Origin of the sequence: Nostoc sp. CmiVER01 (assembly GCF_034531135.2) — a bacterium.
Classification (GTDB): Bacteria; Cyanobacteriota; Cyanobacteriia; order Cyanobacteriales; family Nostocaceae; genus Nostoc.
The window spans coordinates 68861-91074 of record NZ_JAVRBU020000006.1; the positions used below are offsets into that span (position 1 = coordinate 68861).

11 protein-coding genes are annotated in these 22214 nt (G+C 43.0%); 9 read left to right on the forward strand and 2 right to left on the reverse strand.

The window, feature by feature from the left end; genetic code table 11:
* Positions 1–787: 787 nt before the first annotated feature.
* From purC to RMZ43_RS11120, 7 genes are all read left to right on the forward strand, one after another.
* Positions 788–1525: a phosphoribosylaminoimidazolesuccinocarboxamide synthase gene (gene purC, locus RMZ43_RS11090; RefSeq protein ID WP_322656167.1), complete on the forward strand. Its 738-nt coding sequence runs from the start codon at positions 788–790 to the stop codon at positions 1523–1525.
* 188 nt (positions 1526–1713) lie between these two features.
* Positions 1714–4290, forward strand: coding sequence for a BamA/TamA family outer membrane protein (locus RMZ43_RS11095; RefSeq protein WP_322656168.1), 2577 nt, complete (start codon positions 1714–1716; stop codon positions 4288–4290).
* A 233-nt stretch (positions 4291–4523) separates the two neighbouring features.
* On the forward strand, positions 4524–5369 hold the full coding sequence (lpxC, locus tag RMZ43_RS11100) for a UDP-3-O-acyl-N-acetylglucosamine deacetylase (RefSeq protein ID WP_322656169.1): 846 nt from the start codon (positions 4524–4526) through the stop codon (positions 5367–5369).
* Between the two features lie 99 nt (positions 5370–5468).
* Positions 5469–5990: a 3-hydroxyacyl-ACP dehydratase FabZ gene (fabZ, locus tag RMZ43_RS11105; RefSeq protein ID WP_322646508.1), complete on the forward strand. Its 522-nt coding sequence runs from the start codon at positions 5469–5471 to the stop codon at positions 5988–5990.
* Between the two features lie 314 nt (positions 5991–6304).
* Positions 6305–7123 (forward strand): acyl-ACP--UDP-N-acetylglucosamine O-acyltransferase, encoded by an 819-nt coding sequence (gene lpxA, locus RMZ43_RS11110; RefSeq protein ID WP_322646509.1) that lies wholly within the window; start codon positions 6305–6307, stop codon positions 7121–7123.
* Positions 7124–7224: 101 nt separating this feature from the next.
* The gene (gene lpxB, locus RMZ43_RS11115) at positions 7225–8394 is read left to right on the forward strand and encodes a lipid-A-disaccharide synthase (RefSeq protein WP_322656170.1); all 1170 of its coding nucleotides are present in this window, start codon (positions 7225–7227) and stop codon (positions 8392–8394) included.
* 110 nt (positions 8395–8504) lie between these two features.
* Positions 8505–9758, forward strand: a complete 1254-nt coding sequence (locus RMZ43_RS11120) for a DNA cytosine methyltransferase (protein WP_322656171.1) — start codon at positions 8505–8507, stop codon at positions 9756–9758.
* A 200-nt stretch (positions 9759–9958) separates the two neighbouring features.
* Here the strand turns inward: RMZ43_RS11120 and RMZ43_RS11125 are convergent, their stop codons facing one another.
* Positions 9959–10924, reverse strand: a complete 966-nt coding sequence (locus RMZ43_RS11125; RefSeq protein ID WP_322646512.1) for an aldo/keto reductase — start codon at positions 10922–10924, stop codon at positions 9959–9961.
* Between the two features lie 639 nt (positions 10925–11563).
* Here RMZ43_RS11125 and RMZ43_RS11130 point away from each other — a divergent pair.
* Both RMZ43_RS11130 and RMZ43_RS11135 read left to right on the forward strand, forming a co-directional pair.
* Positions 11564–15271, forward strand: a complete 3708-nt coding sequence (locus RMZ43_RS11130; RefSeq protein WP_322656172.1) for an EAL domain-containing protein — start codon at positions 11564–11566, stop codon at positions 15269–15271.
* A gap of 937 nt (positions 15272–16208) precedes the next feature.
* Positions 16209–21287 carry a PAS domain S-box protein gene (locus RMZ43_RS11135; protein WP_322656173.1) on the forward strand — a complete coding sequence of 1693 codons (5079 nt, stop codon included), beginning with the start codon at positions 16209–16211 and terminating at the stop codon, positions 21285–21287.
* 186 nt (positions 21288–21473) lie between these two features.
* On the opposite strand, the gene RMZ43_RS11140 is transcribed toward RMZ43_RS11135, so the two are convergent.
* The gene (locus RMZ43_RS11140; protein WP_322646515.1) at positions 21474–22082 is read right to left on the reverse strand and encodes a hypothetical protein; all 609 of its coding nucleotides are present in this window, start codon (positions 22080–22082) and stop codon (positions 21474–21476) included.
* Positions 22083–22214: the final 132 nt, after the last annotated feature.

Consider the following 22214-nt stretch of genomic DNA (forward strand, 5'->3'; position numbering starts at 1 on the left):
TTGACTTACCTCCCAGTTGTCAATTTATCTCATCTTAATTTATGAATTTCTAGCTGTAATTAACTTCAGTTTAAACCCTGAGTCATAGTATATTAAAAAATACCAGTATTATAATATATGAGTTATCATTATTGCAAAAATAGTGACAGATTTTCGTAGGGTAAAAGTACTTAGGCAAACATACTATGGCTTAATGCAAATTATCGTCTGTTAAAAGTTAGAGATTCATCTGTGAATTTTTAGCAACTTCCTGCTGGGGCGTGATCAAAAACAGGTAATAGCAATTCGCAATGGGCAACTCTTGGAGACGCTAAAAGCGAACGCCCCGCTTTACTAACGCAATTCGCACTCTTACTAACGCCCCGCTTTGCTGTTTTCATGCCCGCAGGGCTGTACGCAATTAAGAAACTTAGATGCAGTAAGACTTTCGTGATTTATCTTTGTTGCCTCCTTTTGGAGAACTGATATAAAGGTTAAGCAGAGCAGAATGGGAAAATTTTCTCTATGGCCATCTGTCTTCTTCTTGATGTTACGGACTTCCAGAGAATAAATTACCCAATTTATGATGATAATTTTTTCCCCCTGCCTGCTCCCTTTCCTACACAGCGATTGATTATTTTTTAATTGAAAGTCCCTTACGGGTTCCTGCCATGTACCTCTGCACAATTAACCGTGTGCCCCTACCCTCTTAAATAATTACCAATGGCTAATAGTTAATAACTAAAGATAAAATGGTGAAGCCTCAAAGGACAACTTTTGTCCATCGCCTAGAACTTTATCTGCCACCATGTCTGTTAATTCCAAGTTATACGAAGGCAAAGCCAAAATCCTCTACACAACGGACGATCCGGAAGTCTTGTTGGCCGATTTTAAGGACGACGCCACGGCGTTTAACGCCCAAAAACGTGGCAGTATTCAAGAGAAGGGAAAAATTAACTGTAGCATTTCCAGCCAGCTTTTTAAACAGTTGGAGGCAAAAGGTATAAAAACTCACTTTATCGACAACCCTACCCCAAATCAGATGCGGGTGAAGGCAGTAAAAATTTTACCCTTAGAAGTAGTTATCAGAAATATTGCTGCTGGCAGTTTGTCTCAGCAAACAGGCTTACCAGTGGGTACAATTCTAAAACAGCCAATGGTAGAGTTTTATTACAAAAACGATCAGTTAGGAGATCCTTTGCTGACACGCGATCGCCTGTACCTGTTAGAACTAGCTACTGCGGAACAAGTAGATGCAATTACACATCTAGCATTGCAAATCAATGAATTTCTCAAGAACTTTTGGCAACGATGCGGCATTACCCTAGTAGACTTCAAACTAGAGTTCGGTTTGGACTCACACCAGCAGTTGCTCTTGGCAGACGAAATTAGCCCTGATACCTGCCGTTTATGGGATACCGCAGAACAGGACACAAACCGCCGGGTAATGGACAAAGACCGCTTTCGCCGGGACTTAGGAAATGTAGAGGATGCCTACCAGGAGGTTTTACAAAGAGTGCTAAAAGCAGTAGAGAGTAATAATTAAGTGGGTAAAAATCAATTAAACTCGTGTGGATTGTCCAAAGTCTAAATTGTCAGTTGTCCTTTGTTATTCACCAACGATCATTGTACAGACGCGATTAATCGCATCTCTACTGACCAATGACCGATGACTAATGACTAATGACTAATGACTTTTTGTGTGTGTGGTCGTGAAGAGGAATTATAAGTAAAATGCGTTTATCTCCCATGTTGCTGGCAGCAGTAGCAATTGCAGCCCCTTTGGGCGGTTCATCATTGAGTGCAAATGCAGAAACCGCCAACAGTTCAAAACAGACAACAAAAGTTTTGACATTAGAAACAAATCAGCAGTCAGAAAAGAATACAGATCAGGTTGATAGTAAAAGTTTCAAATCTCGACCTAACTCCGCCAAGGTTATGAAGGCGGATAAATCCCACATTGTCGCAGTTTACCCTGTCAATCCAGAAACGATGCTTGCGGTGGGCCACGTCTACGCAACTTCAGGGGTAATCGTGCCAACCTCCACAACGCCAAAAACTGCACAAACCCCTCCAATAGATCCTAACTCTACTCAACAGCCATCTCCTGCTCCGGACATTCCACCGCCAGAAATTCAACAACCAACGCCTTCCCCAACTCCTGAGACTACTCCAGTCCCAGAAAATGTAAACCCACCGACAACACAACCTTTATTACCCACAACTCCAGAACCATCTGCCACTCCTGATCTTCCGTTCCCAGGTAGTCAACAAAGAACACCTGCTCCAAACCCAGGCACTATTCCTAGTCCACAGAATGTTAACCCGCCGACAACTCCGGGAAATATTCAACCCAATACACCTGCCCCAAACCCAGATGCAACTCCCAGTCCGCAGAATGTTAACCCGCCGATAACTCCGGGAAATACTCAACCTAACACAGCTCCAGAAGCTAATGACCCTCGCGTACTGGTGTCGGAAGTAGTAGTTAGAGCACAGACTGGGCAACTACCAGCAGGACTGGAAGACCAAGTTTATAGAGTAATTCGTACCCAACCAGGACGAACGACAACCCGCAGCCAATTGCAAGAAGATATTAACGCCATCTTTGGTACTGGTTTTTTCTCCAACGTGCAAGCATCGCCAGAAGACACCCCCTTGGGAGTGCGGGTGAGCTTTGTAGTACAGCCTAACCCCGTCCTAACCAAAGTAGAAGTGCAAGCCAATCCTGGCACTGGTGTTGCTTCTGTACTCCCCGCGAATACTGTGGATGAAGTCTTTCGGGAGCAGTATGGCAAAATCCTTAACTTGCGTGACTTGCAAGAAGGAATCAAGCAGTTAAACAAGCGGTATCAAGACCAAGGTTACGTACTAGCTAACGTGATTGGAGCGCCACAAGTCTCTGAAAACGGAGTTGTTACCTTGCAAATAGCAGAAGGTGTAGTAGAAAATATTAGAGTCCGGTTCCGCAATAAAGAAGGTCAAGAGACAAACGAGAAAGGGCAACCAATTCGGGGGCGGACACAGGATTACATCATTACACGAGAATTGGAGTTGAAGCCAGGACAAGTATTCAATCGCAACACAGTACAAAAAGACCTACAGCGCGTGTATGGGCTAGGACTGTTTGAAGATGTGAATGTCTCCCTTGACCCTGGTACTGACCCTAGCAAGGTGGATGTAGTAGTGAATGTAGCTGAACGCAGCAGTGGTTCTATTGCGGCTGGGGCAGGTATTAGTTCTGCTAGCGGACTTTTTGGAACAGTTAGCTATCAACAGCAAAACCTGAACGGTAGAAACCAAAAACTGGGAGCAGAAGTACAGGTGGGAGAACGGGAACTGCTATTTGACTTGCGGTTTACAGACCCCTGGATTGCCGGAGATCCTTACCGGACTTCCTACACAACCAATATTTTTCGTCGCAGTTCCATTTCGTTGATATTTGATGGTCAAGATCAAGATATTAGGACGTTTGACCCAGGTAATCCTACTAATACAGATGCTCAGGATCGCCCCCGGATTCTCCGTCTAGGTGGTGGTGTTACCTTTACCCGTCCTCTTTCTGCCAATCCTTACAAAAGTTCTGTATGGACTGCCTCAGCAGGTTTACAGTATCAACGGGTTTCTGCGCGTGATGCTGATGGCAATCTCAGAAAAACAGGAGCTGTATTTGATGAGAATAACGGCAACCGCATCAGTGACGAAATTCCACTAACCTTATCTAGCGGCGGTCAAGACGATTTACTACTGTTGCAACTGGGGGCACAGCGCGATCTCCGTAATAACCCATTGCAACCTACTAAGGGTTCTTATCTCCGCTTCGGAGTCGATCAATCAGTTCCCATCGGGCTAGGCAACGTCTTACTCACCAGATTTCGGGGAAGCTACAGCCAATATTTACCCATCAAGCTGATTAATCTCTCCAAAGGCGCACAAACTTTAGCATTTAACCTGCAAGCAGGAACCATCGTTGGTGACTTACCTCCCTACGAAGCTTTTACCCTTGGGGGTAGCAACTCTGTTCGGGGTTATGAAGAAGGAGCATTAGGTAGTGGACGCTCTTATGTGCAAGCATCAGTAGAGTATCGGTTTCCAGTTTTTTCAGTAGTCAGTGGCGCACTATTTTTTGATCTCGGTAGCGATCTAGGAACTAGTACTAGGGCGGCTGAAGTTTTGAATAAAAATGGTAGTGGCTTTGGTTATGGTCTTGGCGTTCGCGTCCAATCTCCACTAGGGCCAATTCGGATTGACTACGGTATCAACGATGATGGTGATAGCCGAATTAATTTTGGTATTGGCGAAAGATTTTAATTTGTCATTGGTCAGTACAGACGCGATTAATCGCGTCTGTACAATGATCGTTGGTGAATCACAAAGGACAAATGACAAATGACAATTAACTTTTTTGGATTAGCTTGCTAATTTTTACATTTACCTCAATACTATTCCGATAAAGGAATTAATCACATTTTCTGGGAAATATCAGGGATTTTACCAAAACAGACGATGAACAATACTAAAAGAAATATACTGACTTTTCGGCTATGCAACAGCACACTCTAGGCGGGGAAATTACCCAAATAGGCGTGGGATTGCATAGCGGTATTAGTACCCAAGTGCGGATACTACCAGCTGAGGCGGGAAGTGGACGCTACTTTGTGCGGGTAGATTTACCGGACTTGCCGATCATTCCAGCCCAAGTTGCAGCAGTTAGTCATACTGTTCTCTCAACTCAGTTGGGCAAGGGTGAGGTAGCCGTCCGCACGGTAGAACATTTGTTGGCTGCGCTTTCGGGTATGGGTGTGGATAATGTCCGGATTGAAATTGATGGCCCAGAAGTTCCACTTTTAGATGGTTCAGCAAGTGTATGGACAGCTAATATTGCCCAAGTTGGCTTAGTATCACAGCCCAACAACCAAGTTCCCAAGGCTATTACAGAACCAATATGGGTTTATCAAGGCGATGCCTTTGTATGTGCCATCCCAGCACCAGAAACCCGCTTTAGTTACGGTATTGATTTTGATCTGCCCGCCATTGGTAATCAATGGTACAGTTGGTCACTAACTACTGAACTAGAAAAAGCTTCTGTTAGCTTTGCTACAGAAATTGCTCCCGCCCGGACTTTTGGGTTACTGCATCAAATTGAACACTTACAAAAAACAGGGTTAATTAAAGGTGGCAGTTTGGATAATGCACTCGTTTGTGGGCCAGAAGGGTGGTTAAATCCACCATTAAGATTTGCAAATGAGCCAGTCCGTCATAAAATCTTGGATTTAGTAGGAGATTTAAGTTTACTAGGAATTTTTCCTATTGCTCATTTCTTAGCGTATAAAGCCAGCCACAATTTACACATTCAACTGGCTCAGAGAATTTTAGATTTTGGATTTTAGATTTTAGATTTAATCTAAAGTTTAAAATTTAAGATTATTAAGGCTTTCGACATACGCTTGTCTACTCAACTTTCAGATGAAAAATCAACTATACGGCCAATGTCAATCCTTACTGAAGTGAATACCATTACACCTACATCTACCGAATCAGAAGCTATAAATGAGACTACAATCATATCTGAGATTAAAACAACCTTTACATCTGAAGAAATTCAGAAATTGCTACCCCACCGCTACCCATTTTTACTTGTAGACAAAATAATTGACTACGTTCCAGGTAAAAAAGCTGTTGGAGTTAAAAATGTTACTATCAACGAACCCCATTTTCCAGGACATTTCCCAGGACGTCCACTGATGCCAGGGGTGCTAATTGTCGAAGCAATGGCACAAGTTGGGGGCATTGTTCTTACTCAAATGTCTCCGGTAGAAGACGCACTGTTTGTCTTCGCTGGGATCGATAAAGTTCGTTTTCGCCGCCAGGTTGTACCGGGGGATCAACTAGTAATGACAGTGGAACTGTTATGGGTAAAACAACGTCGTTTCGGTAAGATGCAAGGTCGTGCCGAAGTTGACGGTCAACTTGCCTGTGAAGGGGAATTAATGTTTTCTCTAGTTAATTAAAAGTTTGCTTTCGTGGTATTGGCATAGCCGTGAAATGCCTTTACTGAATCCTGAAAAAGGATCGCAGTTAAAAAAAATCCACAACAGCATCTGAATAATTTATTGATTTTCGACGCCCTCTTTACGAGACGCACTCACGAACACACTTAACTTGCTTTGCCCGACACTTTCGTTCACTGAAATACTTAACGCTCAACAATGCCAGTCGCCTCAAATGGGATGGCAGTCAGTATAACTCTCTTAACCAGGGTAACGCACTGCTTTAAAAACCCCACCCGGCGCTGGCTTATCAAGACAGTTCTGGAGATTCACCCTTGAAAACGCTAATTCATCCAACTGCTGTAATTCATCCGAAATCGGAACTCCACCATACAGTGCAAGTCGGTGCCTATGCTGTGATTGGAGCGCATGTAAAAGTGGGCCCTGAAACAATAATCGGTGCTCATGCCGTGTTAGAGGGGCCTTGTGAAATTGGGGCGCAAAATCAGATTTTTACAGGTGCAGCCATCGGTATGGAACCCCAGGATCTTAAGTTTGTGGGAGAACCAACCTGGGTCAAAATTGGTGATAACAACTTGATTCGTGAGTACGTTACCATTAACCGCGCTACTGGTGCTGGTGAAGCAACAGTGATTGGTGATGGTAACTTACTGATGGCTTATGCCCATGTGGCTCATAACTGCGTGATTGAAGACCAGGTGGTGATTGCTAACTCTGTGGCGTTGGCAGGTCATGTCCATATAGAGTCACGCGCTAGGCTGAGTGGGGTTTTAGGTGTCCATCAATTTGTGCATATTGGTAGACAGGCAATGGTGGGAGGCATGGCACGGATTGACCGGGATGTTGCCCCATATATGCTGGTGGAGGGAAATCCGGCGCGGGTACGAACCCTCAACCTTGTCGGACTTAAACGGTCTGGTATGGACTCTACAGATTTACAAATGCTCAAAAAAGCGTTCCGCATTCTCTACCGCTCTAATTTGCCCTTTAAGGATGCTTTAGAAGAGTTGGAATTGTTAGGGAATAGCGAACATTTGCAGCATCTGCGACGTTTTCTGCTACTTTCTCAGATGCCTGGAAGGCGTGGTTTAATTCCCGGTAGAGGAAGAAAAGGCGTGAGTGATGAATCGTGAATTATAAGTTAGGAGTTAGGAGTTATGAGTTGATGACTCAAATTTGTAACTCCTAACTTATAGTTCCTAACTCTTAATTTTTACTAATTACCAATTATCAAATGCGGATATTTATCAGCACTGGCGAAGTATCTGGTGATTTACAAGGATCACTACTAATTACAGCGCTGAAGCGTCAAGCTGTGGCGATTGGGTTGGAATTAGAGATTGTGGCGTTGGGTGGCGAAAAAATGGTGGAGGCTGGGGCAATTCTGTTGGGAAATACCAGTAGTATTGGCTCAATGGGTATTTTAGAAGGTTTGCCTTATCTTTTACCAACTCTCCAGGTGCAGCGTCAGGCGATCGCTTTCTTAAAACAAAATCCACCAGACTTGGTGGTGCTGATCGATTATATGACTCCCAATCTGGAAATTGGGACTTATATGAAACAGCAATTACCAGATGTGCCTGTGGTATATTACATTGCTCCCCAAGAGTGGGCTTGGTCAATAAGTTTGCGTAGAACTAACCGGATTGTTGGTTTTACAGATAAGCTGTTGGCAATTTTTCCACAAGAAGCCCGTTACTTTCGTGAGAAAGGGGCAGAAGTTACTTGGGTAGGGCATCCTTTGGTTGACCGAATCCAAGACGCTCCTAGTAGGGAAGCAGCCCGTGCAACATTGGGAATTGCACCAGAACAAATTGCGATCGCACTTCTCCCCGCCTCTCGCCGCCAAGAACTAAAATATCTTTTACCAGTAATTTTTCAAGCTGCCCAAACTATTCAAGCGAAATTACCTGAAGTTCATTTTTGGATTCCTCTGTCGCTGGAAGTTTATAGACAGCCAATTGAGCAGGCTATTGAGCGTTACGGTTTACGGGCGACAATTATATCAGGTCAACAAATGGAAGTTTTTGCTGCTGCTGATTTAGCCATTAGTAAATCTGGTACTGTCAACCTAGAACTTGCTCTGTTAAATGTGCCGCAAGTTGTAGTTTACCGTTTAAGTTCCCTGACTGCTTGGATAGCTCGTAAAATCCTCAAAGGTTCTGTAACCTTTGCATCACCACCTAATTTAGTGGTAATGAAGCCGATTGTGCCAGAATTTTTACAAGAGCAAGCCACACCAGAGAATGTTATCCAAGCAGCGATGGAACTACTACTCAATCCTAGTCGCAGAGCGCAAACTTTGGCGGATTATCAAGAAATGCGGCAGAATTTAGGAGAAGTTGGGGTTTGCGATCGCGTTGCTCAAGAAATTTTGCAAATGGTGGCGGGGGCTGGGAAGTAGGGAGAGACGCAATTAATCGCGTCTGTACAAAGTGGGGAGTAGGGAAAATTTTGTATATTTAATACGTGATACCCAATCCCAATCTCTTTAGAGGTGTCATGGCTTATGAGATGAAAAAACAAAGAGCGATCGCTGTTGACTTATTCGCCGGTGCGGGAGGTATGACTCTTGGCTTTGAACAAGCTGGCTTTGATGTGCTAGCCTCTGTGGAAATTGACCCGATCCACTGTGCAACACATGAGTTTAACTTCCCTTATGCGAGAGTGTTATGTAAAAGTGTTGTGGATACAACCGGGGACGAAATTAGGAGTCGGTCTGAGATAGGCGATCGCGAAATTGATGTGGTAATTTGTGGCTCACCATGTCAAGGGTTTTCTCTAATTGGGAAACGGGCTATTGATGATCCTCGAAACTCTTTAGTGTTTCACTTTCATCGGCTGGTTTTTGAGCTAAAACCAAAGTTATTTGTAATGGAAAATGTTCGGGGGATTACAGTTGGCGAACATAAACAAATTCTCCAATCCTTAATTAACGAGTTTAGAATTCACGGCTATAAAGTAGAAGAAAACTATCAAGTTCTCAACGCTGCACATTACGGAGTACCACAGTTCCGTGAGAGATTATTTCTCATAGGTGCAAGAGAAGATGTAGAGTTACCAAAATACCCTCAGCCGATTACTAAACAAGCATTACCAAATAATTTAACTTCTAAAAAAATATCTGATATTCCATTGAGTCCTACAGTATTGGATGCAATTGGAGATTTGCCTGAAATAGAAAAATATTCAGAATTATTAACAAGAGATTGGGTTTTAGCAGAATACGAAAAGCCTAGTAACTATGCTCTTGTACTTCGCGGTATCAAATGTTTAGATGATGATTATTCTTATAAACGAGAATATGATTTGCGAATACTTTATTCAAGTTTAAGGACAAAACATTCTGCGGAAACTATTCAACGTTTTCAGGATACTCAACAAGGCGAGAGAGAAAAAATTAGTCGTTTTTATAAGCTACATCCTGCTGGTGTCTGTAATACTTTAAGAGCAGGAACAGACAAGTATAGAGGTTCTTTTACATCTCCTAGACCGATTCATCCAATTACGCCGCGCTGTATTACAGTTAGGGAAGCGGCGCGATTGCATTCTTACCCAGATTGGTTTAGATTTCATGTAACCAAATGGCACGGATTTCGGCAGGTTGGAAACTCTGTACCACCGTTACTAGCAAAGGCTGTGGCGGCAGAAATTATTCGCAATTTGAATATTTCGCCTCTTAAACCGAGTTTTGGATACAAGTTGGAAGAGGAAAAGCTATTACAGTTTAATATGTCGCAAGCGGCACAATATTACCAGCGTGATTAGTAAGAATACCCTCTATAATATGTACAAGGTTGGGCTAAGTACAGCTTTAGGTAAAATCGTGGCGAATTGAGGGTTGAAATTTAAACGCAAATGGGAGGCAGCGTGTTGCGGGGGTTCCCTTTGTTGTAGCGACTGCCGTCGCGCAGAGGAGCGCAAAGTTTGTTTGAGTCCCATTTGCTAGGAACTTAGGCAAGGCTGGGCTAAGTCCAAGCACGAAAGAATGTACTATCTTCCCAGATATTAGCAGCCGCCAGTGCGATCGCTGTTAATTCTTCCTTTTTAAGAGGCACAAAAGCCTGCGCTATCTTGACATTATTCTCTAATTGTGAAATAGTTTCTGCGGCAATTACACAACAATGTACTCCAGGCTGAGACATTGTGTAACCTAAAGCTTGCTCTATACCTGTCAACCCACCCGGTTTAAATAGCCGACCATAAGCAGGGACTTTCATCGCAATCACACCAACATTTTTTTCTTGAGCAACTGGTAGAACCACTGGAATAAATGGATGTGGGTGGTGTTTGTCGGCGGCATTCACAGGAATCAGTGTAGTGTGGAAAGGATAGCGACGCAAACCTTCGGCAATCACTTGAGGGTCGTGATGCCCGGTAATACCTGCAAAGCGCACCAATTTTTGTTCTATGGCTTCTTCTAAAGCTTTAATTGCGCCTGATAGACTAAAGATGGTGTCGAGTTCTTCAGAAAAAGAGACCCGATGCAACTGCCACAAATCGAGATAATCTGTATTGAGACGTTTAAGCGATCGCTCCAATTCTCGCCATGCACCATCCCGATCTCTTTGATCGGTCTTGCTTGCTAGAAATACCTTTGAGCGATGGGATGGTAGCACTTTGCCTAAATAATCTTCACTCGGGCCATAACTAGCAGCTGTATCAAAGTAGCGAATGCCAAGTTCCAGCGCTCTTTGAATAATTGCTGTAGCATCACCCTCTTTTCCTTCCCAGGATAGCGGCGTTTGTCCTGCTCCGCCTAACCCAAAGATCGGGAGTTTTACTTCTGTGCGTCCCAGCAACCGTTCTGGCATAGTTGCTGGCGATATTGCCGTGTTGGTAGTATTTTGCCCAAAAGCATTAGTTGCCACAATACCTCCAGTTACAGCAATACTAGTAATTAGGAAATTACGCCGCGTCTTTCCTTCTGTCATGCTTGGCTTTGGAGAAAAGTACTCTTCTTCTCAAATTTTAGCTAGGGATGATTAACTGGATATCCTTCTAAAGCATAGATTCATCACATTTCAGATAGGTAGGTCAAAATAAGAGCGATGCCTACGACAGCAAGTTACGCACATCTCACAAATTAAGATTCTTTATTACTGAATAAGTAGATAAAAGAGAATAATTATACTTTGGGCTGTTGATAAATGCCTAGAACTTGCTTTAGCTTATTCTGGTGTACAACTATTAAACCAATTCGCAATTCGCAATGACGCTCGAAGACTCGCTAACGCAATGGGCTTCGCCCCGCTACGAAGAGAGTAATTATATGTTGTAACGGGGATTTAGACCCCGCCACAACACTTGCGGCTTGATAGAAGCCGGGGACTTAAACCCCTACATTTTGTTAAATTTATTTTTGCCAATGGTAGTTGATGCAACTCAGTTAAGCGATTTCCATAACCACCCGTCTGACCAACTGATTGTTCTTTGTTAACTGCGGATAGAAAAATTATTAACTATCCTGATGTGCAAATTCTTAAGTAGTGTTAGCGCTTGAGTATTAATTTACCCCAACTTATCTCGTTTGCTTTGCGATAATTCCGTTTTATTTGCTCCGTAATTCTGTTATGACCTCTAAAGATCCTGTTGCCTCACCCGTGAATGGATTGGTTTTATCCGAAGAAGCCTTTTTCTTTGAGCGATCGCTTGATCTGCTGTCGGTCGTTGGTCTGGATGGCTACTTTAAGCGGATTAATCCTGCATTTACCCAAACCCTTGGCTACTCAGAAGCAGAATTATTAGCCAGTCCTTTTTTAGACTTCGTGCATCCAGACGACCACTTCGCCACGTTAGCAGAAATGGAGAAGGTGAAGACCGGGATACCAACACTCAATTTCGAGAACCGTTACCGGACGAAGGATGGCCGCTACCGATGGCTGGGATGGACAGCATCACCGCAGATTGCCCGGGGAGTGATATACTGCGTTGCCCGTGAGATGACCCAGCAAAAAGAGGTCGAAGCCGCGCTACAACGCGCCAACCAGGAACTAGAACAGCGCGTTGCCGAACGGACTGCCCAGTTAGAACAGGCAAATGCAGTCTTGGCAGAACGGGAAGCCTTGTATCGAACGCTAACACAACACATCCCTAATGGCGCAGTTCACCTGTTTGACCATGAATTGCGCTTTTTGCTTATAGAAGGTAGCGAAATCAAACAATTGGGATTAGATGGAGCGGCACTGGTGGGGCAAACTATTTGGGAAGTCCTACCTCCAGAAACCTGTGAACAAATTGAACCGATGTATCGTGCAGCCTTAATAGGGCAAATTTCAGTCCAGGAAGTGCTTTACTCTAATCAGGTTTATGAAGTACATACTTTGCCTGTACGCAGTGAGCAGGGTGAGATTTTTGCAGGCATGGTACTCACCCAAAATATGACGCATCGCAAGCAGGCAGAAGCAGAGTTACAGGAAAGCAGGGCAACGCTGCAACGGCAACTGGCTGAGATTGAAAGCATCTACCAGTCTGTTCCAATCGGGTTGAGTGTTCTCGATACCAACCTACGCTTTGTGAGGATTAACCAGCGATTAGCAGAGATCAATGGATTTTCCGTAGAGGAACACATTGGGCGAACAATTCGAGAGTTACTGCCTAACATCGCGGATACTGCTGAAGAATTACTGCGTCCTATCTTAGAAACGGGAGAACCATTACTAAATGTCGAAATTCGGGGAAAAACTCCGGCACAACCGGGAGTAGAGCGTGTCTGGCTGGAGAGCTTTTTGCCGTTAAAGGATGGCGAGCAGATAATTGGCATCAATACCGTTTGTCAAGAGATTACCGAGCAGATTCAGGTTGATGAAGCCCTGCGCCAGAGTGAAGAACGATTTCGCACAATGGCAGACAATGCACCTGTAATGGTTCGGGTGACGGATGCCACCGGATACTGTACCTATCTCAGCCAAAGTTGGTATGAATTCACAGGGCAAACCGAAGCAACAGGGTTGGGGTTTGGTTGGCTCAATGCCGTGCATCCAGAGGATTTTGCATTTGCTCGAGAAACATTTATAAGCGCTAATATCCATCACAAAGCCTTTCGAGCAGAATACCGTTTACGCCGTCACGATGAGGAATATAGTTGGGCAATTGATGCAGCAAGTCCCTGGTTTGAGGCAGATGGGCAGTATAAAGGCTACATCGGCTCAGTTATTGATATTACCGATCGCAAACAGGCAGAAGAAGCCCTGCGGCGATCTGAAGAACGCTATCGCATGCTGTTTGAAACGATGGAAGACGGCTTTTGCGTTATTGAAATGTTGTTTGATGCAAACAATACGCCGATTGATTATCGCTTCTTAGAAATCAACCCTGCATTTGAGCAACAAACCGGACTCCAACAGGCAGAGGGTAAAACGTTACGCCAACTCATTCCCAATATGGAAGAATTTTGGTTCAAGACTTATGGCAAAGTGGCTCTAACGGGTGAACCCATTCGCTTTGAAAATGGCTCTGAGGCGCTCAATCGTTGGTTTGATGTTTATGCATTTCGCATTGAGCAGCCAGAGAGACGCAAAGTGGCCATCCTGTTCAAAGATATTAGCGATCGCAAACAGTCTGAGATAGCCCTGCGGGAGAATGAAGACCGCTTGCGGATGGCGATCGCCTCTGCTCAATTGGGAACTTGGGATTGGAATCTGGTTACAGGAGAATTGAAATGGGATATCGGCTGCAAAGCCATGTTTGGGCTACCGCCTGATGCCGAGAGTAGTATAGAGGCATTTTTTGAGGGTTTACATCCGGATGATTGCGATCGTCTTCAGCAAATTATTCAAGAGGCGCTTAATCCCGCATCAGGTGGCTCTTATGATACTGAGTATCGAACGATCGGCATTCAGGATAAAGTTGAACGCTGGCTGAGGGCAAAAGGGCAAGCCTACTTTGATGAAAACGGAAAACCGATTCGCTTCATTGGTACGGTGTTGAATATTACGGAGCAAAAACAAACCGAAGCGCAATTAATTTATGATGTTTTTCACGATTCACTAACTGGACTGCCAAACCGTGCTTTATTTGTCGAAAGGTTGGAGCAGGCGCTGGTGCGAACAAAGCGTCATTCAGACTACAGATTCGCTGTCCTGTTCTTAGATGTGGATCGCTTTAAAGTTATCAACGATAGTCTTGGTCACATGATTGGGGATCAATTGCTAACTGCGCTGGCACGCAGATTACAAATGTGTGTCCGTGTAGGAGATACAGTTGCCCGCTTAGGAGGAGATGAGTTCACAATCCTATTAGATGATATCAAAGATTTAAATGATGTAAAAAATGTAGCGACTAGAATAAATGTAGCTTTGACAAAAGCTTTCAATCTTGCTGAAAATGAAGTAATTACTACTGTAAGTATTGGTATCGCTTTAAGCACTAACACTTATAATTTGCCAGAAGAACTCATCCGTGACGCTGACATTGCAATGTACCGTGCTAAAGCACAAGGAAAAGCACGCTATGAAATATTTGATTTTAGTATGTACAGTCAAGCTGCCCAGTTATTACAGTTAGAAATGGATCTACGACGGGCAATTGAACGCCAGGAATTTCAGGTTTACTATCAGCCAATTGTCTCGTTAGAAACTTATAAGATTATTGGCTTTGAGGCTCTTGTGCGCTGGCAACATCGTGAACATGGAATTATTTCTCCAGAAAGATTTATTCCCTTAGCAGAAGAAACTGGGCTGATTGTGCCGATTGGTTATTGGGTGTTACGCGAAGCTTGTCGTCAGATGCAGGCTTGGCAATTGAAATTTCCTACTAACCCAATCTTAACCATCAGTGTAAATATTTCCAGTAAACAGTTTTGCCACCCCAATTTGATTGAGGAAATTCGCCAAATTCTGCTAGACTCTGGCCTAGAAGGCAGCAGTTTAAAGTTGGAGATTACTGAAAGCGTACTGATGGAAAATTCTGATTCAGCTACTGCTATGCTTTTGGAATTACAACAGATGGATATTCAGTTACATCTAGATGATTTTGGCACAGGTTATTCATCCTTGAGTTATCTGCACCATTTCCCCTTTAGTGCATTAAAGATTGATCGTTCATTTGTTATCAACATTGGTGCTAATGGAAGAAAGTTGGACATTGTTCAAGCGATTATTTCTCTAGCAGAAAGTCTTAACATAGATGTAATAGCCGAGGGTATAGAAACAAGAGAGCAATTAACACAGCTTCAAAATAAAAAATGTAAGCATGCACAAGGATATATTTTCTCTCGACCACTTGATAGCAACTCAGTTGATACATTAATCGCATCTAGCTTGTACTTTCAGCTAAATTAAAACCTGTTATCTTTAACGCTTATGTTCAGCTTTGATTCCCTGATGCTACCAATCCTAAGTGTCGGAATACTGTATTTAATCAGGGTATGTAAAAATAAGAGCGATGCTTACGATGCCAAGCTACACACTGATTTTTCTAGTTTAACTTTGAGGTGCGATCGCTTCTAGTTGCAGAGGTATTAATCTTATATATAGCAGTCAAAAAAGCTGTTAGAACAGCTGGCAGTAAACGCGCGTTCAACAACGTAATTTGTGATTTTATTGTCATCCTCAGCTCTTTGTCCGTTGCTATAAAATATTATGTAAACAATATGCATTTGCTAAACGATATTAATGTTATTCCCAATTTTATGTCATCAGCTTGTTAAAAGGCAAACCTGCCTTCTTGCCTTATTCTCATCTTCTTGAATTTGCCCTAATACAGTTCATCCCAATTGGCAATGACGCTCCTACGGACGCTCGTTCCTCTCTACGAGACGCTGCGCGAACGCTACTGCTTCGCTAACGCATTAAAAAACTTAACATATAGCAAAGCTTTCAGGATTTATATCTGTTTTATTATTTTAGTGAATTGGTATCAGTTAAGGAAATTTATCTGTTAAGGCAGGCAGGGGAAGAGAAAAAAGCTTAACTGAACAGTATTGAAATTTGTCCTAAAATAATACTTATAAATACAACAATACCTAAAATACATTGTTTAATAGTAAGCCTTTTAAATAAAATTATTGAACACAACTATAAACTTTTGGTCAAAAGCAGATTCTTTAATTTCACTATTATTGTCTTTGGCTACTATATTACTGGGTTATTAACCTCTTACAAAAGAAGTTTTTTAAATAAATAAAAATCTATCTGTAGATAAATTACTATAAATTGCAAACTAGCTTAGGGTGTATAGAGCCTTTGCAATAAGTATTGGTTATTCCAAAACATTTTCATGCCCCATATTTGTTATTCCCAGTTACTGCGTTATGGCATTGTTGTATTAATTGTCGCACTTACATTAGTGCTGATGTTGATGCTAGACCCCTGGTTAAGCATGAGTGGAACTCCTTTCTTGCTGTTTTTTAGCGCTGTAATGGTGAGTGCTTGGTATGGTGGTTTGAAATCAGGGCTGTTAGCAACTTCCTTGTCTGCGTTACTGAGCAGTTACTTTTTTCTCCCCCTGGCTAATGATCTCAGTTTTGACTTATCCAACTTTCTGCGAATTGGATTGTTTGCATTACAAGGATTGCTCTTTAGTATCTTATGCGAGGGATTAAAAACTGCTAAAAGCCGGGCTGATGGAAATCTCCAAAAGCTTAGAGTTTGTGAGGAGCGATTTCGATTAGCGTTAAGTAGTTCAGATATTGTGGTATTTCAGCAGGATCGCGATTTGCAATATCAGTGGATTCATAATCCTCAAGATCTACACACTGCTGAAGAAGCGCTGGGTAAGTCTGACTATGAATTATTTCCAACCTTAGTAGCAGAGCAATTGACGGCAATTAAGCAGAAGGTACTAGAAACTGGTGTTTCAAACCGTGAAGAGGTTTGTCTGACAATTGGTGGAGAAAACCGTTACTACGATTTGCTGATTGAACCGCTAAGGGATGTAGACAATAGCATTCAAGGTATTATCTGTGTAGGTGTAAATATTACTGAGCGCAAGCAGGCAGAATTAGAAAAAGCCACGTTACACCAAGAACTTCAGCAAGCGATTCAGCAAAAAGACGAATCTCTGGCGTTACTCAATGCTTGGGTTACTAGTTCACCAGTAGCGCTGGCTTTTCTCGATACTGAACTTCGCTATATTCATGTTAATGAAGCGTTAGCAGCTGTCAACGGTGTACCGCAAAGTGAACATATTGGTCGCACCTTTAGGGAAGTACTGCCGGAATGGGCGGCGCAAATTGAGCCTGTTTTTGAGCAAGTCATGCAAACCAGACAGCCCTTACTCAATCAAGAAGTGAGCGGTGAAACTTATCCTGCTGGAATATATCGTTATGGTCTTGTCAGCTATTATCCGGTGTGTGTGCCGGATGGGCAGTTATTAGGAGTAGGCATTAGTTCAATTGATATTACTCAACTGAAACAAACTGAGCAAGCACTGCAAGAAAGCGAAGCAAAGTTTCGCAGTGTGGTTGAGTCTAATATGATTGGTATTGGCTTCTGGCACAGAGACGGCAGGATTACAGATGCTAACGATGCCTTGCTAAGTATGGTGGGTTATACCCGTGAAGAATTACTTGCTGGAGAAGTTCGTTGGCAAAACCTAACTCCTACAGAATACCTGCCACTTGATAAGCAAGCACTAACTCAATTTCAAGACAATTCCTTTTGCACCCCTTTTGAAAAAGAATATATTCGTAAAGACGGTTCGCGCTTCCCAATTTTGGCGGGTGGTAGCCACTTTGAAGGGACTGTAGATCGAGGAGCTTTTTTTGTTCTTGATATTACAGAGCGCAAGCAGGCTGAAGAAAGACTTCGCCATATCGGCCAAATTAGTAGTTTACTCTCTACTTCGCTAGATTACGAAGAAACCTTAGAACAGATTGCCAAAATCTCAGTTCCCCAGTTAGCTGATTGGTGCAGCGTTGATATTTTAAATGAAGATGGTTCCATTCGCCGCCTACCCATTGCCCATGCAGACCCATCCAAAGCGGAGTTAGCGCGTAAACTTCAGGAGTATGCCACAGATTATAAGGGTGCAAGTGCAATTACTAGAGTACTGCAAACTGGGCAAAGTGAATTAATCTCAGAGATATCTGACTCGCTATTAGTAGCAAGTACTCAGAATGAAGAACACTTAGAACTTGTTCGGCAATTGGGGATGAAGTCTGTAATGATTGTGCCGTTAATTGCACAAGGGCAAGTTCTTGGGACTATTAGCTTTGTCAGTACCCAATCAGACCGTCGCTACGATCGCACTGACCTCACTTTAGCAACAGATATTACCCATCGTGCTGCCTTAGCAATGGAAAATGCCCGACTTTATCGAGATATGCACCAGGCTTTAGTCCATTACGCCGAATCTCTATCTCTTCTAGATGCGCTCTTAGCAGCTGCTCCCGTTGCCGTGTGCTTTTTTGATCGGGAACTGCGATATATCCGAATTAATCAAGTTTTCGCTGACATTAACGGTTTGACCATCGAAGAACATCTAGGACGCAAATTTGGGGAAGTATTGCCAGCGATGGCGGCTGAGTTGGAGCTACAGTTACAGCACGTATTGAATACTGGAGAACCCCTGCTGAATGTAGAAATCAGTGGTAATACAAGGGAACAACCAGAACGTTACGGCTACTGGCTGGGCAACTATTACCCGGTCAACAACGCAATGGGAGAAACGGTAGGGATTGGAATTATTTTGGCAGATGTGACAGCAGCAAAGCAAACAGAAGTTGCCTTACGAGAAAGCGAAGAAAGGTTCCGGGCAATGTTCAACCAGGCAGCTGTTGGCATCACTTTAGTAGGGTTGGATGGACGATTTCTTCAAGTTAATCCTGCCCTATGTGAAATTACTGGATACAGCCATGAAGAGTTAATTCAAATGAACTTTCAGGAAATTACCCACCCTGACGATTTAGGAATTGATTGGGAAAATGCTCGGCAAGTTTTAGCAAAAGAAATTAGTGGTTATTCTCTAGAAAAGCGCTACATCCGCAAAGATGGTTCCATTGTTTGGGTAAATTTAACTTCATCAGCAGTTTGGGATGCTAACGGACAACCAAAGTATGCATTAGGCATTATTGAAGATATTAGCGAACGGCTTGCCGCCCTGCACGAACAGCAAGCTGCGCTGCGCGAACGCCAACGAGTTGAAGCCACACAAAACTTTTTAGTCGAAGCCAGCACCTTACTCGCTGCCTCATTAGATTATGAAGTCGCCTTAGAAAGTGTGGCGAATTTAGCAGTTCCTACCCTAGCTGACTGGTGTATTGTAGATGTTTTCCAGAAAGATTGGTCAAGTAAACAAATTGCGATCGCAATTGCCGATCCGACAAAGCAAAGCATTTTAGACGAAATCCGACGGCGTTATCCACCCAAAACCAAAACAAAACAGCTTGTGGAACAGCTAGCATTAGGAATTTCTATCTTTTATCCCCAATTATCTGACTACAATTTTGTCCAGATGGCTCAAAATGAGGAACATCTGCAATTGCTGCGAAGCCTGGGTATTCGTTCTTTAATGGTAATTCCAGTTCGTTCCCGTGGGCAATTATTTGGAGCAATCTCTTTTTTTACAGCCGAGTCAGGTCGGCACTATCAAAAGACAGACTTGGCTTTAGCAGAGGATATTGCTCGTCGGGCAGCAATAGCGATCGACAACGCAAGACTATACCAGGAAACTGAACGGTCTATCAATCGCACCATACTTTTGCAAAAAATAACTGCTGCTTTCTCGGAAGCCTTAACTCCCCAACAGGTAGCCAATGTAGTGGTGAACCAAGGCATTGCCGCCTTGGAAGCTACTGGTGGTTCCGTTGTCTTACTTACTGAGGGAGGTACTACCCTAAAAATTGTGCAAGCAATTGGCTATCCGCAAACACTTATAAATACTTGGGAGACTTTTCCCATCACAGCATCTAACCAAATAGCAGAAACAGTCAGAACTGGGCAGCCGGTTTTTTTAGAAAATTTAGCAGCCATGATTGCTAGATATCCCGACCTAGCATATATTGTGACTGTTATACCGAATAATGCCTGGGCTTCTATTCCCTTGGTAGCAGAAGGTAAAGTAATTGGGGCTTTGGGATTTAGCTTTAACACTGGACAAATATTTAATGAAGAAGACCGGGGATTTATGTTGACACTGGGACAGCAGTGTGGCCAAGCGATCGCCCGCGCTCAACTTTACGAAGCCGAAAAAACTGCAAGGGCCCAAGCCGAGACAGCCAACCGAATTAAAGATGAATTTCTTGCCGTCCTTTCCCATGAACTTAGAACTCCTCTAAATCCGATTTTAGGATGGGCGAAGTTACTTAGAACCCGCAAGTTTGACGAAGCCACAAGAATCCGGGCATTGGAAACAATCGAGCGTAATGCCAAGTTACAAACTCAACTGATTGGAGATTTACTTGATGTTTCGCGGATATTACAAGGTAAAGTCAGGTTAAATCTCTACGCAGTGGATTTAAAAGCAGCGATCGCAGCTGCACTAGAAACGGTGCGTTTAGCAGCCGAAGCCAAATCAATTGAAATAAAAACGGTGCTAAGTCCTGATATCGGCAAAGTTTTGGGTGATGGCGATCGCTTGCAACAAGTAATGTGGAATCTCCTCTCTAATGCTGTTAAATTCACACCCACAGAAGGACAAGTAGAAGTACGTCTAGAACAAGTTGGATCAGAAGCTCAAATTCAGGTGATTGATACAGGTAAGGGAATCATGCTGGAATTTTTGCCTTACGTATTTGATTACTTTCGACAAGCAGATGCCAAGACAACCAGGATATTTGGCGGACTGGGATTGGGACTAGCAATTGTGCGTCATTTGGTAGAACTTCACGGTGGTACAGTTCAGGCAGAGAGTTTAGGAGAAGGACAAGGAGCTACCTTTACAGTCAGACTACCTTTGCTCAAAAACTCAGAGTTACGAGTCAGCAGTGATGAGGCTTCTCAACCAGAACTTAGTACTGACGACACATTACTTGCTGGAGTCCAAATCTTGCTTGTGGACGATCAAGCAGATGTGCGAGAGTTTTTTAGCTTTGCGCTAGAACAATATGGCGCAACTGTAACATTAGCTGAATCAGCAAGTGAAGCGCTGGAAATACTAGCCCAATCAAAGCCAGATATTTTGTTAAGCGATATTGGAATGCCTGTAATGGATGGCTATATGCTACTGCGCGAGGTGAGAAAATTACCGCCAGATAAAAACGGGCAAATTCCCGCGATCGCATTGACAGCTTATGCTGGAGAAATTAATTACAACCAAGCAATGGCAGCAGGATTTCAAAAACACTTACCTAAACCCGTCGATCCAGCAGATTTAGCTAGTGCGATCGTCAATCTCATTGGACAGAATCAACCTTGAAACAGGCAAGGGAGCAGGGAGCAGGGATCATTTCCCCCTGCTCCCTGCTGTGGAATGAAGGGGAGAACATGAGTTGGAATCCCCCATTTCATAAGCGTGGTTCTTGTACCCTACGGTAAGCTAACATAATAGATGGGGTTGAATCGCCGAATTATCCCCCTTGCTCCCTGCCCCCTACCTCTTCACTCAACCAATAGGTCGATTACCAGGATTGACTGCATGAATATATTCACTACCCGATTGCGGTCTTCCTCGTTTATAACAAGCTTCTTCTGGTTTACCCCATCCTAGCTGTAAAATCATTTCCAAAAAACTAGAATTTTCCCACTTGCATAAGCTTGCCCATTCTGTTATTTGAACAATTCTTTCTACATCAGATGTGACAATTTTTTGGTACTGTTTATTATTATTGAAACTCAAGTATAAATCCATTCCTATAGAGACTTCATACCAAAATTCTACAATAGAATTTTTAGCAGTTTTTAATATCTCTAAGTCACTTGCGAGGGCTATTAACTCACTGTCTACTTCAGGATAGTTTAAGTTTTTACCTTTGACTGTTACCTCCCGCCAAATAATACCTGAAACTTGATTTTCTCTTTGATATTCATGAATTGCAGCTTTAAAATCTTGATAAGCAGTGAACTTTTGCAGCCCATCAGTCATGAGAAACTGGTCAATTACAGGATTACCAGAGACTGGTATTTCTAATTTTAGGCGTTTTCCTTTGAGGCAGGCTTGGCGTTCGGCTGCCAAAATTTGAATTAGCTCCTGAGTCGTGTAAACCTTTGACATTAGAATACACTCTAGTTAGTCATTTGTCATTTGTCATTAGTCATTTGTTATGGACTATAGACTATGAATGAACTTTTTAATCTGTTAACACAGATATTTCAATATTATGCTTTGACATCGGCGGCAATGTAG